The 16,591-nt window shown below is 40.0% G+C and carries 14 protein-coding genes; 9 read left to right on the top strand and 5 right to left on the bottom strand.

Annotated features, from left to right (window positions below; genetic code table 11):
- The first annotated feature begins 16 nt into the window (after positions 1 to 16).
- The 4 genes from MTN96_RS15560 (at position 17) to MTN96_RS15545 (ending at position 3,640) form a co-directional block, all read left to right on the top strand.
- Entirely contained in the window at positions 17 to 1,000 is a 984-nt protein-coding gene (locus tag MTN96_RS15560) for an ABC transporter substrate-binding protein (RefSeq protein WP_248532177.1), read from the top strand.
- Positions 1,001 to 1,133: 133 nt separating this feature from the next.
- Positions 1,134 to 2,318, top strand: coding sequence for a methyltransferase (locus MTN96_RS15555; protein WP_138626394.1), 1,185 nt, complete (start codon positions 1,134 to 1,136; stop codon positions 2,316 to 2,318).
- A gap of 10 nt (positions 2,319 to 2,328) precedes the next feature.
- On the top strand, positions 2,329 to 2,994 hold the full coding sequence (can, locus tag MTN96_RS15550) for a carbonate dehydratase (RefSeq protein ID WP_036981050.1): 666 nt from the start codon (positions 2,329 to 2,331) through the stop codon (positions 2,992 to 2,994).
- A gap of 1 nt (position 2,995) precedes the next feature.
- Positions 2,996 to 3,640, top strand: a complete 645-nt coding sequence (locus MTN96_RS15545) for an NAD(P)H-binding protein (RefSeq protein ID WP_036981051.1) — start codon at positions 2,996 to 2,998, stop codon at positions 3,638 to 3,640.
- 48 nt (positions 3,641 to 3,688) lie between these two features.
- Here MTN96_RS15545 and MTN96_RS15540 read toward each other — a convergent pair whose 3' ends face one another.
- On the bottom strand, positions 3,689 to 3,952 hold the full coding sequence (locus MTN96_RS15540; protein ID WP_008112735.1) for an accessory factor UbiK family protein: 264 nt from the start codon (positions 3,950 to 3,952) through the stop codon (positions 3,689 to 3,691).
- Between the two features lie 113 nt (positions 3,953 to 4,065).
- Between MTN96_RS15540 and rep the strand changes: the two genes are divergently transcribed.
- Entirely contained in the window at positions 4,066 to 6,084 is a 2,019-nt protein-coding gene (gene rep / locus MTN96_RS15535) for a DNA helicase Rep (protein WP_076923014.1), read from the top strand.
- A gap of 13 nt (positions 6,085 to 6,097) precedes the next feature.
- Here the strand turns inward: rep and MTN96_RS15530 are convergent, their stop codons facing one another.
- From MTN96_RS15530 to elbB, 3 genes are all read right to left on the bottom strand, one after another.
- Positions 6,098 to 8,662 carry a diguanylate cyclase domain-containing protein gene (locus MTN96_RS15530; protein WP_248532176.1) on the bottom strand — a complete coding sequence of 855 codons (2,565 nt, stop codon included), beginning with the start codon at positions 8,660 to 8,662 and terminating at the stop codon, positions 6,098 to 6,100.
- A 173-nt stretch (positions 8,663 to 8,835) separates the two neighbouring features.
- Entirely contained in the window at positions 8,836 to 9,228 is a 393-nt protein-coding gene (locus tag MTN96_RS15525) for a cytochrome c5 family protein (protein WP_016899314.1), read from the bottom strand.
- Positions 9,229 to 9,451: 223 nt separating this feature from the next.
- Complete coding sequence (gene elbB / locus MTN96_RS15520) at positions 9,452 to 10,099, bottom strand: isoprenoid biosynthesis glyoxalase ElbB (protein WP_248532175.1); 648 nt, start codon at positions 10,097 to 10,099, stop codon at positions 9,452 to 9,454.
- Between the two features lie 510 nt (positions 10,100 to 10,609).
- Between elbB and polA the strand changes: the two genes are divergently transcribed.
- The 3 genes from polA (at position 10,610) to MTN96_RS15505 (ending at position 14,947) form a co-directional block, all read left to right on the top strand.
- Entirely contained in the window at positions 10,610 to 13,345 is a 2,736-nt protein-coding gene (gene polA, locus MTN96_RS15515; RefSeq protein ID WP_036981053.1) for a DNA polymerase I, read from the top strand.
- Between the two features lie 499 nt (positions 13,346 to 13,844).
- Positions 13,845 to 14,432 (top strand): YceI family protein, encoded by a 588-nt coding sequence (locus MTN96_RS15510; protein WP_036981054.1) that lies wholly within the window; start codon positions 13,845 to 13,847, stop codon positions 14,430 to 14,432.
- Positions 14,429 to 14,947: a DUF1285 domain-containing protein gene (locus tag MTN96_RS15505; RefSeq protein WP_138626390.1), complete on the top strand. Its 519-nt coding sequence runs from the start codon at positions 14,429 to 14,431 to the stop codon at positions 14,945 to 14,947. Before MTN96_RS15510 ends, MTN96_RS15505 begins: the two co-directional genes overlap by 4 nt.
- Here the strand turns inward: MTN96_RS15505 and yihA are convergent, their stop codons facing one another.
- On the bottom strand, positions 14,948 to 15,604 hold the full coding sequence (gene yihA, locus MTN96_RS15500; RefSeq protein ID WP_036981056.1) for a ribosome biogenesis GTP-binding protein YihA/YsxC: 657 nt from the start codon (positions 15,602 to 15,604) through the stop codon (positions 14,948 to 14,950).
- Between the two features lie 280 nt (positions 15,605 to 15,884).
- On the opposite strand from yihA, the gene MTN96_RS15495 reads away from it, so the two are divergent.
- Positions 15,885 to 16,517, top strand: a complete 633-nt coding sequence (locus MTN96_RS15495; protein WP_013463877.1) for a cytochrome c — start codon at positions 15,885 to 15,887, stop codon at positions 16,515 to 16,517.
- The last annotated feature ends 74 nt before the right edge of the window (positions 16,518 to 16,591 follow it).

Below are 16,591 nucleotides of genomic sequence, written 5' to 3'. Positions count from 1 at the left end.
TTTTTGTAGCCAGTTAATGGCGCAGGAATCAGTCACACTACAATTAAAGTGGACACATCAATTTCAATTTGCGGGTTATTATATGGCTCAGCAAAAAGGGTATTATGATGAGACCGGTTTAGACGTCACTATTGTGCCTGCCGATCCAAAACGGCCCAATAGTTTTGGCGCGGTAGAGCGTGCTGAAGCCCAGTTTGGGGTTGCGCATTCTGGTATTTTACAGCAGCGTATTGCAGGTAAACCCTTTGTAGCCATGGCTGCCATATTACAGTTTTCTCCTTATTGCTGGATGGTCAAAGAAAGCTCTGATATTTTTCATGCCCGTGATTTTGTCAATAAACGTGTAAGTGAAGTGAGTAAAGAGAGCAATTCTGAGTTGTTAACTATGCTCAAGCGCAGCGGTATAAATATCGAAAAGTTGGTTATATACAAAGGCGATAAATTACAAAAAGCATGGATGGAAAATAAAATAGATGCCATCGAAGTCTATGTTACCGACTTACCTTATTATATGGATCAACAAGGTATTGCTCATCGACTTATATGTCCACAACGTTATGGTATGGACGTATACGCAGATATTTTATTTACCAGTGATGACATGATTAAGTACCACCCCGATACAGTAGAAAAGTTTTACCAAGCGAGTTTAAAAGGGTGGCGTTATGCGGTAATGAATATGGATGAAGCCATCGCCATTACTCAGCAGTTTTATGCCCCTGAGCGTAGTTTTCATCAATTAGCTTTTGAGGCCGAAGTGCTAAAAGACTATATTGTACCGCCAAGCACCAATGTGGGTAATATGTCGATGGCCAAATGGCGTTTGATTGCTGATTTATATGAGATTGACCAAACAAAGTTTGACGAAGTAAAAGCCGATTTTATTTATAAATATAAAAAACAAGAAACGTTGCAGCTTTCTTGGATGCTGATTGCGGCCATTATTATTAGTATTATTTCTATTCCCCTTTATTTACGGTTAATGTTTAAAGCACGCTAATGGCTAATTTAACCAATAGAAAAGGTGGGAAAGTTAAGTAATCCCCTTGCTCTGCGAGGTTAAAAAAATAACCGCTTAATTAGGCGCGAGTGTACTGGTATAATTTATTGCCTTTTTAATATTTTAAGCTGTTATGACCTTAACTGAGCAATTTACTGCCCTCGATTCGTTACTGATGAATACGCGCTCGTATTGGCAATGTACTGCGTTTGATTTTGACTGTTTACCATGGCCTGAATTACACGACCCCCTAACTGCTTTAACTGATCAGGACGTTGCTGAGTTAGATACTGATCAAGCGCAACTTTATCAGTTTTTTTCACCTTACATACCCGGTATTGAGCAATTAAGCCGATTAGCTTCACTTCCTGTCATAACAAGCAGTCGAACGGATTATCCGTTTTGGATTAGTAACGGTATTAAAGGACGAAAGTTTACACAGCTACAAGACTTTGTTGGTGCGCTACCTGCCAATGATCAGCCTATTTTAGAGTGGTGTGCAGGCAAAGGCCATTTAGGACGAATGTTAGCTTTTAATGGTGCGCCGAGCGTGCACAGTATTGAGCTACAATCTCACTTATGTGAGCAAGGACAAAAAAGTGCGCAGCAACAGGGGCTTGCTATGCAATTTAGCCAAGCTGATGTACTCACAGATAACACTCAGGATTTTTTTAACCCACAAACCCATGCCGTTGCTTTACATGCCTGCGGCGCGTTACATCAAACATTTATGCATCAAGCCAGTGCGGCCAAAGTAACACAAATTAGTTTTTCACCTTGTTGCTATCACTTGTTTACCGAGAATAATTATCAAGCAATGAGCGAACAGGCGAAGCGAAGTGCGCTTAATTTAACTCATCGAGATTTAAAACTCGCTTTGCAAGAAACTGTCACGGCTCCATCGCGAGTGGGCAAAGTACGAAAAACAGAAGTTGAGTGGCGACTCGGGTTTGATGCTTTAAGAAAGTCAGTCACCGGTGAGTTGGCGTATGTTAGTGTGCCCTCAGTGAATAAAGCAATATTTTCAGATTCGTTTGAATCATTTTGTAAGTGGGCGGCAGATAAAAAAGCCTTAAAACTGCCAAAAGATATTGATTACAATAAGTTTTTATTGATTGGGCAGGCGCGAAAAAAGGTGACAGAACGAGTTGAACTGGTTCGACATGTGTTTAGAAGAGCAATAGAAGTTTGGCTTGTGCTCGATCGTGCTTTATATTTGCAACAGCAAGGCTATAACGTCAGTGTTAGTACATTTTGTGAGAAGCACTTAACACCCCGTAATATTTTAATTTTAGCCAGTTTAACGCCCTCGACCTAAAAGAGATGTAATGAGAAATTTAAATAACCTACTAGAAAATAATAAACGCTGGGCATCTAGAACGAGCGAAGCTAATCCTGAATTTTTTAAAATTTTATCGATGCAACAAAATCCAGAATACTTATGGATTGGTTGCTCTGACTCACGAGTTCCTGCTAATCAAATTGTTGATTTACTACCGGGTGAATTATTTGTACACCGTAATGTTGCCAACGTAGTCGTTCACACCGATCATAATTGTTTATCGGTTATGCAGTACGCGGTTGAAGTATTAAAAGTAAAACATATTATGGTTGTTGGCCACTACGGCTGTGGTGGTGTACAAGCGGTATTAAACGAAGATCGCTTTGGCTTTATTGATAACTGGCTACGCCACGTTGGTGATGTAAAAGAAAAGCATTTAGAGCAACTTAATGCTCTACCAGAAAAACAGCGTCTTGATCGTTTAATTGAGCTTAATGTGATTGAGCAAGTGCGTAACGTATCGCGCACTAGCATTGTTCAAGATGCTTGGTTACGAGGTCAAGAGCTCACAGTGCATGGCTGGGTATATGGATTAGAAAACGGTCACTTGCATGATTTAGAGTCGGTAGTTAGCTGCGCTGAAGAAGAATACATTAGCTATAAAAAAGCTGTACACCATGTACTAAATAAATCTGCGGACAGTCACCTTTAATATGACCAAAACGGCGCTAATAATCGGCAGTACCGGCTTAGTGGGCAGCCAGTTATTACAACAGCTGTTAGCATCTCCTTGCTATACGAAAGTAGTGAGCTTATCGCGCCGCCAATTAGATTTTTCTCATCCTAAATTAACTAGCCATGTTATTGATTTTGAAAATTTGACGCATCATGTTGAATTGTTCAAAGGTGACGTGTTCTTTTCTTGCTTAGGGACCACATTAAAGCAAGCAGGTAGTGTGGCTGCACAACGTAAAGTTGATTTTGAATACCAATTTATTTGTGCGCAAATGGCGGCCAATAACGGTGTTCCTCATTATTGTTTGGTGTCATCAAGTGGCGCAAATGCGCATAGCATGAGCCGTTATTTAAAAATAAAAGGGGAACTTGAGCAGCAGGTAAAGCAGCTTGGCTTTTCGCGCTTGAGTATATTGCAACCGTCTTTGTTAGTCGGCGAGCGATCAGAGCTTAGAATTGCAGAAAAGCTAGGTGAGGTGGTACTGCCACTGTTAACGCGTTTTGGCATCTTCAAACGGTATAGACCAATAACCGGTGAGCAAGTAGCTAATAAATTGCTAAGGGTGAGCATAGAGCAGCAACAAGCAACGGGTTACTATGTGCTCGACGAGCTATTTGAATAACTGAGTGATTAGCGCCATAAAGCAGGTTCGTCTATGGCGTTATATTTATTATTCTGCGTCTGTTTTTGCCGATAATTGCTGTTCAAGTATCGCTACTTTTGCTTCTAATTCAGTCAGCTTTTCACGGGTGCGGATCAGCACTTGGCTTTGAATATCAAACTCTTCACGGCTTACAAAGTCCATTTCGGCAAGCTTATTTTGTAACACTTGCTTGGTTTTACCTTCAAGTGTATCAGCCAGGTTTTTTACACCTTGTGGCATGTTATTAGTGATCTGTTTCGCAATTTCTTCAAGTTTTGCTGGGTTAATCATAGTCGTCCCTTGCCTGTTGCCTAAAATGATAATAACTAATATTACCTTATTGGCTAGGCGTATTGTAGTGATTACGTTAAAATTGCCCGTCTTTTTGCAATCAGCTGGTCGTTATGAAACTCAATCCTAAACAAGATGAAGCGGTAAAGTACATTAGTGGTCCTTGCTTAGTATTAGCCGGCGCAGGCTCGGGTAAAACACGAGTTATTACCAACAAAATTGCTTACTTAGTACAGAAGTGTGAGTATCAAGCGCGTAATATTGCGGCGGTTACCTTTACCAATAAAGCGGCTAAAGAAATGCGCGAGCGGGTTTTGCAAACCTTAGGCAAACAAGAGTCTAAAGGTTTATGGGTCTCTACCTTTCATACACTCGGGCTTGAAATCATCAAAAAAGAGTTAAAAACACTGGGTTTTAAACCCGGTTTTTCGTTGTTTGACGACCAAGATACGAATCAATTACTTGCTGATTTAACCGAAGATGAGCTTAAAAAAGACAAAGACTTACTAAATCTACTTAAAATGCAAATTGGTAGTTGGAAGAATGAACTCATTTTACCAGAGCAAGCTATTCGTGAAGCCAGAGAGCCACAAAAAGCCTTGTTTGCTCAGTTGTATGCGCGTTACCAAAATCAATTAAGAGCGTATAACGCGCTGGATTTTGATGATTTAATTATGATCCCCACGCTGCTTTTAAGTAGTAATGCCACATCACGTGAGCGATGGCAGCAGCGTTTTCGTTATTTATTGGTGGATGAATACCAAGATACCAATACCAGCCAATACCAATTAGTAAAATTGTTGGTTGGTGAGCGTGCACGATTTACCGTGGTAGGAGATGACGATCAGTCAATTTACTCTTGGCGTGGTGCTCGCCCACAAAATTTGGTGTTATTAAGTAAAGACTATCCAGGATTAAGATTAATAAAACTAGAGCAAAACTACCGTAGTGCAGGGCGTATTCTTAAAGCGGCTAATATATTAATTGCAAATAACCCCCATGAGTTTGAAAAAAAGCTCTTTAGTGAACTTGGCTATGGTGAGCAAATTAAAGTCATTGGTTGTCGCGATGAAGAGCATGAGTCTGAGCGTGTGGTTGCAGAGATTATTTCTCATAAGTTTATGAAGCGCACTAGTTATAAAGATTACGCGATTTTGTACCGAGGTAACCACCAAGCGCGTGGTTTTGAAAAGTCGTTAATGAGTAACCGTATACCTTATAAAATTAGCGGCGGGATGTCGTTTTTTTCACGTTCTGAAATTAAAGATATCATGGCTTACTTACGTCTTTTAGTGAACCAAGATGATGACAATGCCTTTTTAAGAATCGTGAATACGCCACGGCGTGAAATAGGCACGGTGACGCTTGAAAAACTAGGCACCTTAGCCAATGAAAAACATCAAAGCTTGTTTGCCACCTGTTTTGATAACGACTTAGGATACAGACTAAAAGGACGTGGTTTTAATGCGTTAGCTGGGTTTGCCCGTTGGGTGGTTGAGCTGTCGGATAACGCAGTACGCAGCGATACCTTAGAAGCGGTCAAAGATTTAGTGCGAAATATTAATTATGAAGCCTATTTATATGAATCATCACCGAGTGCCAAAGCCGCCGAAATGCGGATGAAAAATGTGTCCGAGCTATACCGCTGGATCACCGATATGCTGACTGGCGATGCCGATAATCCGCCAATGACGTTAGCTGAAGTGGTTAGTAAATTGACCCTGCGCGATATGCTAGAGCGTAACGAGGAAGAAGATGAAGCAGATGCAGTACAATTACTTACGCTGCATGCTTCAAAGGGACTCGAGTACCCTTATGTATTTATGGTAGGCATGGAAGAGGGGCTATTACCACACCAAGTAAGCATTGATGAGGATAATGTAGATGAAGAGCGCCGCCTTGCCTATGTAGGTATTACCCGCGCGCAGCAAGAGCTAACCTTAACGTATGCTAAAATTCGTCGTCAATTTGGTGAAACATCGCAAACGGAGCTCAGCCGGTTTGTGCAAGAGCTACCCCAAGATGATCTCGCTTTTGAAAACAAAAAAGCGCCTAATACTCAAGCTGAACGCATGGAAAAAGGCCAAGCTCGGGTTGCAAATTTAAGGGCAATGCTAAAAAAACCACAATAAGGTGTGTTTAGCGCTATTTTAATTCTGAGTTTTTAAGTGTAGCTGGTATAGCGCTGGTTAGTGGGTGCTGTTTAGCAACGAATAGGTTTATGCCGTGTTTATCTAAAAGAGCTCTAAAGTTTAATATTGACGGGCCTTTAGCTATCACTTTAATGTGTTTAAGTTTAGTGATAGCCAGCAAACCTTGTAGCTGTAAGTCATAGCATTCCTGCTGCAATATTCGTTTACTGAAAGTGGAGCTTAATAGTAAGTAATCAAATTCTATCTCGGTCACTAAATTAAGCTCGCATTTATCCTTTGCGAAATTATTTAGACCAATAGAGTAGCCCAGCGCTTTAAGCTGTTTTAAGTTTTCTAGTTGCAGCGCACTGGCGTAACGTAATTCTTGATCATCAAACAACAAACAAAGTGGATCAATGTTTAATGGCTGCTTTAGTGCAGCAGTTAATAAAGAGAACTCATGCTTTTCTAAAAGCAGACTTGAGCAAGGCAGAAGAGCAACGCTTATTTCAGCGTCTTTCGCTTGTTGATACGCTTGTAAAATCAGTTGGAGTTCTACTTTTATATGCTGTTCTTTATCACTTGCAAATTTCTTTAAAATATCAAAACTAGTAAAGCCAAGTACAGGGTGTTCACCAAACGCTTCAAATAATGAGGCATATTGATAATGCTCATCCATAGAAATAATATCTGAGCCACGAAGCGTCATAGGTAATACATCAAAATGGTGCAATGTTTGTGACTCATGTTGCAGCATTGGCTCTGTGAGTAACGGGTGAAATGATTCGAAGCGATTTTTACCAGAGTTTTTAGCGTAATACATTGCGGCATCAGCATCTCTAATAATTTCATCTGTATGTTTATAGCTTTGTTTTGAATAAGTGATACCAATACTCGCGCCGCTTTGCACACAAATACCTTTTGTACAAAAAGGTTTTCGCATGATGTTGATGATTCGATTTGCAACATCTTCAGCTTGGTTTGGCTCGGTTAAATGAGTGAGTAAAATGACAAATTCATCTCCCCCTAAGCGTGCTAATAAATCATGCTCACGGATACATTGAGAGAACAACTGACCCACGCTAATTAAAAATTCGTCTCCGGCATGGTGCCCAAGCTGGTCGTTTATATCTTTAAATTTATCAAGATCAATAAACAGTACCGCAAAGTGCTCATCAGGGTGACGTTGGTAAAACTGTAGCGTTTTTTCTAGCTGCGTTAAAAATAAATTACGATTTGGCAAGCCTGTTAATGAGTCATGGTGCGCATCGTGATACAGCTGCTGCTCTATTTTTTTACGCTCATCAATTTGCATCTGTAAATGCAAATTTGCTTGGCTTAGCTCTTTGGTTTTTTCGTTTACGCGAGAGGCGAGCTCTTGGTGGCTCTTTTTCAGCGCCTGTGAGGCTAATTTTGTTTGTAATACCGTGGCAATTTGATGCGATACAAAGGTTATGAGTTCTGCATCATCTTGTGTGAAAAGGTGTTCATTATTATAAGCTTGGCAAACAATTAAACCTATAACTCCTTGCGATGTTTTTAGCGGAGCGCCAAGCCAGCTGGTGGCTCTTCTAGATTCATCAATTGGTTTTTCACGCTCTACAATACCACTATCTAATAACTCTTGTGCTCTTTGCGGGTGAATTATTTGTGTTTCTTCAGTGCTGATCACCAGCTCACTGTACCCTTTTGCAAAGCGCCTTGGTTGGGTGCTGCCTTGAAATTCGTCAACACTGTAAGGAAAACTAATCCAGCCCGTTTCTTTATCATACAAGGCAATATAAAGATTTTTTGCGTAAGTGATGGTTTTTATTATTTCGTGTATTTGAAAATAAGCATCATCTAGGTTTTTAGCTTGAGTTGTCAGCTCTGAAATTTTAAATAATATTTGCTGGCGTTGCAGGGCGCTTTTTCGCTGTTGTATTTCAACATTTAAAGCATCATTGCTTTGCGTTAATGCACGGGTTCTTAGTTTTACTTCTGATTCGAGCAATTCTCGTTTCTTAACGCGTTCAATAGCTGTCGCTAAATAAAGTGATATTGCTTCAAGTAGGTTTATTTGTTGCGAACTATAACCTTGCTCAGTGTCGTAACTTTGCGCTGCTAATACGCCAATAATATTTTTTTCTTGATAAACTGGAACGCCTACCCAGTGTTCTGCAGGTGTACCTAATGCTTTAAATAAGCCTTGCTGTGCAGCATCATGCATTTGTTGCTTAGTGAAATAAATGGTCTTTCCTTGCTTAAACACATAACCTGTTGCGCCTTCTTTAAAATTATTCTCCCGATTAAGTGGTACAGAAATGCCATCTTTTTCATCAGAAAAATAAGACAGTTCCAACTGTTGTGATTGCGGCTCAACAAGCACCACATAAAAGCTTTTACTCGGGACATACTTTTGTAAAATGTCATGAATAGCTGGGTAAAGTAAGGTTAATTCGGCAACAGTACTTGCTTGCTCTGATAACTGTATCAGGGCATTGTGGAGGTGGTAGGCATGTTTGTACTTTTTCAATAGTGCTTTTAGTCGTTTATTTTGGCGCACTACGCTACTCGGTACAATGAGTTTATCTTCCAATGATGTTTAACCAGTTATAATTTTTTGTATAGTTATTAATCATTATAGTTCCACTTTTAACATTTTGCGTCAAGTAGATATTTATCTTATTATGCTGCGAAAAGTCGATAATTAGAAACAAAAAAGGCTTACTGTGAGTAAGCCTTTCATTTATAGTTTTTGCCTGACTGATTTTATTTAGCAGTCATAAAGTCGATTGCTGCGCTTATTTCATCATCAGAACAATCCATACATGTACCACGTGGCGGCATTGCATTGAAGCCATTGATTGCATGATCTAATAAGGTATCTTTTCCTTTAGCAATACGAGGAGCCCAATCGTCAGCTGATTTAGGAGCGCCTAAAGCACCTGTACCATGACAAGCAAAACAGGCCGCTTGATATACTTGCTCGCCTGAACGAGGCCCTGTTGGTGCAGCAACCGCTACTTTTTCACCTTCAAGGTAAACAGCACCGATAGGCGCTAAACGTTTTTTAATTGCATCTTCAGTCATAGAGTTATCATATGGCTGTGCGTATGCGGTGGTTGCTAGCACAAGTAATGCTGCAGCTGATAGTTTTTTCATTTTGCCTTGCCCACTTCAATTTGAACGTGATCAATCACGATTTTAAATGACGGAATTTAAACCAATTATAACTCCACTAAGTCATTTATAAAATGCTCAGAGTCGATTTTATTTAGAAATACGACTAATGATTGTCTTAACTCAATAAAATTACATGGTTTAGCGCGTAGTTAAATTATAAAACGGGATCATCACGCCTTTAATGCGATCAAAGCCCTTACGACTAACTCATAGCTAATACGTTACGCACTAACTTATCGATTCCTGCATCTGCATCCATAATAGATTGTGCCAACATATAGGCCGGTGTCGTAACGAGTTTATTGCTTTTATCAATAACAATATCATCCACTTTACACTCTACGTGTTCAGCGCCTAATGTGCTAAGAGCCTCGGCTGTGTCGCTATCATTACCAATAGTAAGCTGAGGTTTATGATAAATAAAAGGCAATAGAGCCGGTGCAATACACATGTAACCCGTGGCTTTTTTTGCATCCGCAAACGCTTTACAAGCGCTAAGTAATGCCTCGTTTACTTTAGCGTTAGTGCCATTAATAGCAAAGTCAGATAGATTTTTAGCTACCCCGAAGCCCCCAGGGACAATGAGTGCATCAAATTGTGTAACGTCTAATTCAGCGAGTGACTTTATATTGCCACGGGTGATGCGAGCTGATTCAACTAATACATTTCGCGGCTGTGCTATTTCTTCACCAGTGATGTGATTAATGGTGTGGTACTGCTCTATATCAGGTGCAAAGCACTGATACTGAGCATTATTTTTTTCAATGTGTAATAAAGTCAGTACCACCTCATTAATTTCACTACCATCAAACACACCACAACCTGCTAAAATTACAGCTATATTTTTCATATCATTTCGCTCCATTAAAGTCTCTTAAATAAAGTTTAACACGATGAATCAGCCGATTTAAAAATTTATTTGCTCGTTTTTTAGGCGCAAAGCACCTTGTTATGCGCTATATGCCATTTAGTGATTAGTAGCCATGAAAAAAATTATAAAGGATCGCTATGATCTTTGATCCATTATGCTAGAATGCCCATCCAGTTATTTAAATGGACGTAAATAATTAAGGTGGGTTATAAAACCAGTGACGGTATAAATGCTTTTTCCACACTAATAAAAAAATAATAAAAAAGAACCTCGAATTATCTTTTTTTAGACAAAACAATAAATTACAAATTAATCTAGGCATTTTAAGATGCTTCGGATGAATTGTTTGTGGGTGTTATCTACATAGTTATCCACAACTTACCAAAAATGTAGCGCTATTACTCACATTAATTCACAGTCGTTTTATTTACTGCCTTATGGCATGCTTACACTCATATTACTTTTTTGTATTTAGGATCCAATTTTACCATGGCTCAGATCCCCGAAAACCCGCTTATTTTAGTTGATGGCTCTTCATATTTGTTTCGTGCTTATCATTCACCACCACATCTAACCAACTCTAAGGGTGAGGCCACCGGTGCCATTTATGGCGTGGTAAACATGCTTAAAAGTTTGATCAAACAATATGATCCCTCACATATGGTGGTGGTATTTGACGCCAAAGGTAAAACCTTCAGAAATGATATGTACAGTGAGTATAAAGCGAACCGTCCGCCAATGCCTGATGATCTGCGTACTCAAATAGCGCCGCTGCACAGTATTATCAAAGCAATGGGTTTTCCGTTAATTAGTATTGAGGGCGTGGAAGCCGATGACGTAATCGGTACTTTTGCACGGATTGCCTCTGAGCAACAACGTCATGTGCTGGTATCGACTGGTGATAAAGATATGGCGCAGTTGGTCAATGAGCATGTAACCTTGATTAATACCATGACCGACAGTATTTCAGATCCCGAAACTGTGGTTGAAAAGTTTGGTGTTGGACCTGAACTTATTATCGATTATTTAGCTTTAATGGGCGACAAAGTAGATAATATTCCTGGCGTTGAGGGTTGTGGACCTAAAACAGCAGTTAAATGGTTACAAAAGTACGGATCGCTTCAGGGCGTAATTGATAATGCTTCTGATATAAAAGGTAAAATAGGCGAGAAACTGGCAAAAGCGATTGATCATTTACCGTTAAGCTATGAGCTTGCCACTATTAAATGTGATGTTGAGGTTGAAGCTGATCTTGATACTTTTAAATTGCAAACACCGAATAAAGACGAATTAATTGCCTTATACGGTGAATGTGAGTTTCGTCGTTGGCTAGCTGAATTGCTAGACAACCCAAAAGATGCCGACACACATTTAGCAGTCCCAACGCAAGAGAATGAGCTGCCAAAAGTTGAAGATGCGCACTATGAAACTATTTTAACTGAGGCCCAATTTGAGACATTAATAGAACAGCTTAATGAAGCTGAGCTATTTGCTTTTGATACAGAAACAACCAGTTTAGAGTATATGAAAGCGCAATTGGTCGGTATGAGCTTTGCGGTTAAAGCAGGGGAAGCGGCTTATTTACCAATAGCACACGATTACCCCGGTGCGCCCGAGCAGTTAAGCCTTGAATTTGTGATGCAAAAGTTGGGGCCGATATTAGCAGACGAAAATAAAGCTAAAGTAGGTCAAAATCTAAAATACGATAAAAGCGTGCTTGCCAATGCAGGCTACGAATTAAATGGTATTAAGTTCGACACTATGCTGGAGTCTTATGTATTTAATAGCGTAGGCACCCGTCATGATATGGACTCGTTGGCGCTTAAATACTTAGGCCACAAAAATATTAGCTTTGAAGATATTGCTGGTAAAGGTAAAAAGCAGCTTACATTTAATCAAATAGAACTTGAAAAAGCAGCGCCTTATGCCGCTGAAGATGCCGATATTACTTTGCGTTTGCACCAAGTGTTATGGCCGAAACTTGAAGCGGATGAAAAACTAAAATCGGTGTTTGAAGATATAGAAATGCCACTAGTAAGTGTTATTTCTGATATTGAACGCACCGGTGTTGCTATCGACAGCAACATGTTGGCCACGCATAGCCAACGTTTAGGTGAGCGATTACTTGAGCTTGAAAAAGAAGCGTTTGAAATCGCGGGCGAACCGTTTAACTTAAGCTCACCAAAGCAACTACAGGTGCTGTTATTTGAAAAGCTCGAATTGCCCGTTATCAAAAAAACACCTAAAGGCGCGCCCTCTACAGCAGAAGAGGTACTACAAGAGTTAGCGCATGATTACCCATTGCCTAAAGTGATTATTGAGCATCGTGGTTTATCTAAGCTCAAATCAACCTACACCGATAAGTTACCCTTGATAGTCAATGAACGCACGCAGCGAGTGCATACTTCTTATCACCAAGCGGTAACAGCAACAGGTCGATTAAGCTCAAGCGATCCTAATTTACAAAATATTCCTATTCGTTCAGAGGAAGGGCGTCGTATTCGTGAAGCGTTTATTGCCGCAGATGGATATAAAATTGTGGCTGCCGATTACAGCCAAATAGAACTGCGTATTATGGCGCATCTCTCGCAAGATAAGGGATTACTAAGCGCATTTGCTAATGGCTTAGATGTTCACAGTGCCACGGCTGCTGAAGTATTTGGGGTTGAGCTTGAAGAGGTAACATCAGATATGCGCCGTAAAGCTAAAGCGGTAAACTTTGGCTTAATTTATGGCATGTCAGCATTTGGCTTAGCACGTCAACTTGATGTACCACGCCATGAAGCGCAGCATTATATTGATAAATATTTTGAGCGTTTTCCAGGTGTTTTAGAATACATGGAAACAACGCGTGAGAAAGCGGCCGAAAAAGGCTATGTAGAAACAATTTTTGGCCGTCGCTTACATTTACCAGAAATAAATGCGCGTAATGGTGCTCGTCGCAAAGGCGCTGAGCGCGCAGCAATTAATGCGCCGATGCAAGGTACTGCGGCCGATATTATTAAAAAAGCGATGTTAAGCGTACATGCTTGGGTTAATCAGCAAGCACCTAATACAGTTAAGCTGCTTATGCAGGTACACGATGAATTGGTATTTGAGATTAAAACAGAATGTACTGAGCAATATACCAAACAGATTTGTGAGCTGATGTCACAAGCGGCGCAGTTAGATGTACCACTTATTGTTGAAGCTGACGAAGGTGATAACTGGGAACAAGCACACTAATTTAGCGCTACTGTACTTGCTTTAATATAGGCCAAATACAGAGTTCAAAAAGATTATCATAAAGCGCCTAACGGCGCTTTTTCTTCATCTTGCAGGTTAAAAAAAAGTTAAATTAAACAGCAGTTTGTATTAAATCGTTAGGGGTTCGTCAATTCGCTACGATTATCAATAATATGCTTGTATTTTTACACTTGCTTTTGGTAAAGTGCCGCCCGTCCTCATCCTGTAGGGCATCCTGTTGATGATGCATCGTAAGATGCAACGTATTAATAGCTTCTCCCCAGTTTGCTATATCGGCCTATCATATATTTGATGGGCCGTTTTTTATTGCCTTGCATCCAAGCGTTAAATTTATTCTCTAATTGCACTTAGCGTTTCAAGTGATACCATCAGTCTACTTAGCATTTTCGATTTACCACACAGTAACTAATGATTTTCAGCTTGGCTGATCAAAGTATTATTTTTACCGGTATAAGTCTTTTTATTTTAGGAGTGCATTATGTTTAAAACGTTAGCTATCGCAGGTTTATCTTTATCATGTTTACTAGTTTCAGGTGCTGCATCGGCAAACTGGCAACTATTGAACGATAAAAGCCAATTAAGTTTTGTATCAATTAAAAAAAATAGCATTGCTGAAGCAAGTCACTTTACTCAGTTAGCAGGGCAGCTGAGCGATCAGGGTCAATTTAGCGTAAACGTTGATTTAACCTCAGCCGAAACCTTTATCCCAATCCGTAACGAACGTTTAAGTAAGATATTGTTTGAGTCTGACACGTTTGCAAACGCAGTATTAACCGCTGACTTATCTGATAAGTTGTCACTTATTAAGCAACCTGGGCAGTACGTATTAAAAGGTATTAGCGCTGAGCTAGACTTTCATGGCCATAAAAAGCCACTTGCTGTTGATGTACTCGTAAGCAGTGCGGCCAATGGAGATTTAAGTGTGGCATCATTCTCCCCTATTATTATCAACAGTGATGACTTTAAGATCACTGAAGGGGTAATGCAGTTACAAAAATTAGCCGGATTACCTTCAATTGCTACTGCTGTACCGGTTACTTTTGCACTAACATTTAAAAAACAGTGATTTCACTTAACGAGCTTAGCAAGCAACTCAGCGAGCCAAGCAAACCTTTTGAACAATGGCAGCCCGCTTATTGCGGGCAGTTACCATTATTGATTGATGAGCAAGGTAAATGGTTTTACGCAGGTAGTGAAATTACCCGTCAATCAATGGTGAAACTTTTTGCCAGTGTATTATGCAACGAAGATGGGCAGTTTTACTTAAAAACACCTGTAGAAAAAATCGCAATTGAGGTTAAGGATGCGCCTTTTATTATTGTAAATTGGCACAGTGAACCGACATCAGAGGGAAGCGTTATTTGTTGTATTGATAATTTAAACCGTACATGGCTATTAAGTCGTTCTGAGTCACTTTATATCAATGACTACAAAGGCGCGGCCGTGCCTTATATGCAATTACCCTACGGCTGCTTTGCGCGAGTTGCGCGTAATGTGTTTTATCAGTGGGCTGAAATAGCCGAAACAGATGAGCTCGGCTATTTTATTACCTCCGCACAGCAAAAATTTTACTTACAGTAATTATTCGCTATCTGGCGTTGCTAAATCAGCAGGTGGAACGGCCACGATTGGGCCTAAATACCACTCATCTAGCTTTTTAGCGACTTCTGGTAAGCCGGTGCCTTTAAGTGATGAAAATGCATGAACCGTAATATCACCATCTAATTCACTTAACTCACGACGAACACTAAGAACTTGTGATTTACGCGGACCTTGCTTTAGCTTATCGGCTTTAGTTAATAGTGCCAATACCGGAATTTCACTGCCTACAGCCCAATTAATTAAGTCGCGGTCTAAATCTTTTAATGGATGACGAATATCCATTAATACCACAATACCTTTTAAACTTTGACGTTTTTGCAGGTATTCGCCTAGCGATTTTTGCCATTTCTTTTTCATTTCAATCGGCACTTTTGCAAACCCATAGCCAGGTAGGTCAATTAGGCGCATATTATCTACATCGGCAAGTTCAAAGGTGTTGATCAGCTGAGTACGGCCGGGTGTTTTACTGGTTCGTGCTAACTTTTGATCGGTTAGGGCATTTAGCGCACTTGATTTACCTGCATTAGAGCGACCGGCAAACGCGACTTCAATTCCCGTATCAGCAGGTAATTTAGTGATGTCTGGCGCGCTTGTAACAAAAGACGCAGTGTTATACTTGATACGAGATTTGAGCACAGGCTCTCCTAAAACTTAAAAAATAACATTGGGTAAACCAAATTCACCCGTGACGCGTATTTTATACTATAAAGTAGCTATTAAAAAGTGTATTTGAGCATGTAAGATCATTGCTGACAGTACATTTTAACTGGCTTAGCGTTTAATTTTACTCAAAACCCTATAATTTATAGGTTTAATGTGTGTAGAAAACGTGCCAGAGAATTTAATATCGTGTAGAATATAAAAATCACAACATCCATATTGTAGATGATACAGGGTCGGAAACAGAGAATTCACCATGAAAAAAATAGCACTATCTTTAACTATATTGCTTGGTGCGTTGTCAGCAAGCAACGCAACAGCATTTGATGGCGATGTAAACGCAGGTAAAGAAAAATCAGCAACGTGTGCGGCTTGTCACGGCCCAGACGGTAATGCGCCGGTTAACATCTACCCAAAAATTGCAGGCCAACACGCAGATTACATATACAAGCAGCTTACTGAATTTAAATTAGGTATGACTTCGGGCGGTAAAGAAGGTCGTATGAATCCAGTAATGAGCGGCATGGCAATGCCATTAAGTGATCAAGATATGAAAGACTTGGCTGCTTACTTTGCTTCTTTGAACATGTCTGAAGGTGCTACACCGAAAGATGTTCAAGAAACAGGCGCCATGTTATATAAAGCAGGTGATGCTGAGCGCGGTATCCCATCATGTGCGGCTTGTCATGGTCCACGTGGTAATGGCTCTTCACTTGCTAAATTCCCAAAGATTTCTTTCCAACATCCAGAATACATCAAGTCACAACTTGAACAGTTCAGAGATGGTGTTCGTAATAACGACCTAAATGGTGTTATGCAGGACATTGCAAAGAAACTAACAGATAAAGACATTGAAACACTCTCTAAATACCTTGGTGGTCTACACTAAAGTCGTATTTATTTAGATGTTGTTAACATAATATATTGTTAATTAGTGAAAAAGGCAGCTTTAGCTGCTTTTTT

The organism is Pseudoalteromonas sp. 2CM28B (assembly GCF_023161935.1).
This window is presented reverse-complemented; position numbering and strand designations above follow the sequence as displayed.

Bases quoted from the DNA above. Each gene is read 5' to 3' on its own strand.
- MTN96_RS15560 (WP_248532177.1), top strand. From the start codon at position 17: ATGGCGCAGGAATCAGTCACACTACAATTAAAGTGGACACATCAATTT.
- MTN96_RS15555 (WP_138626394.1), top strand. From the start codon at position 1,134: ATGACCTTAACTGAGCAATTTACTGCCCTCGATTCGTTACTGATGAAT.
- can (WP_036981050.1), top strand. From the start codon at position 2,329: ATGAGAAATTTAAATAACCTACTAGAAAATAATAAACGCTGGGCATCT.
- MTN96_RS15545 (WP_036981051.1), top strand. From the start codon at position 2,996: ATGACCAAAACGGCGCTAATAATCGGCAGTACCGGCTTAGTGGGCAGC.
- MTN96_RS15540 (WP_008112735.1), bottom strand. From the start codon at position 3,952: ATGATTAACCCAGCAAAACTTGAAGAAATTGCGAAACAGATCACTAAT.
- rep (WP_076923014.1), top strand. From the start codon at position 4,066: ATGAAACTCAATCCTAAACAAGATGAAGCGGTAAAGTACATTAGTGGT.
- MTN96_RS15525 (WP_016899314.1), bottom strand. From the start codon at position 9,228: ATGAAAAAACTATCAGCTGCAGCATTACTTGTGCTAGCAACCACCGCA.
- elbB (WP_248532175.1), bottom strand. From the start codon at position 10,099: ATGAAAAATATAGCTGTAATTTTAGCAGGTTGTGGTGTGTTTGATGGT.
- polA (WP_036981053.1), top strand. From the start codon at position 10,610: ATGGCTCAGATCCCCGAAAACCCGCTTATTTTAGTTGATGGCTCTTCA.
- MTN96_RS15510 (WP_036981054.1), top strand. From the start codon at position 13,845: ATGTTTAAAACGTTAGCTATCGCAGGTTTATCTTTATCATGTTTACTA.
- MTN96_RS15495 (WP_013463877.1), top strand. From the start codon at position 15,885: ATGAAAAAAATAGCACTATCTTTAACTATATTGCTTGGTGCGTTGTCA.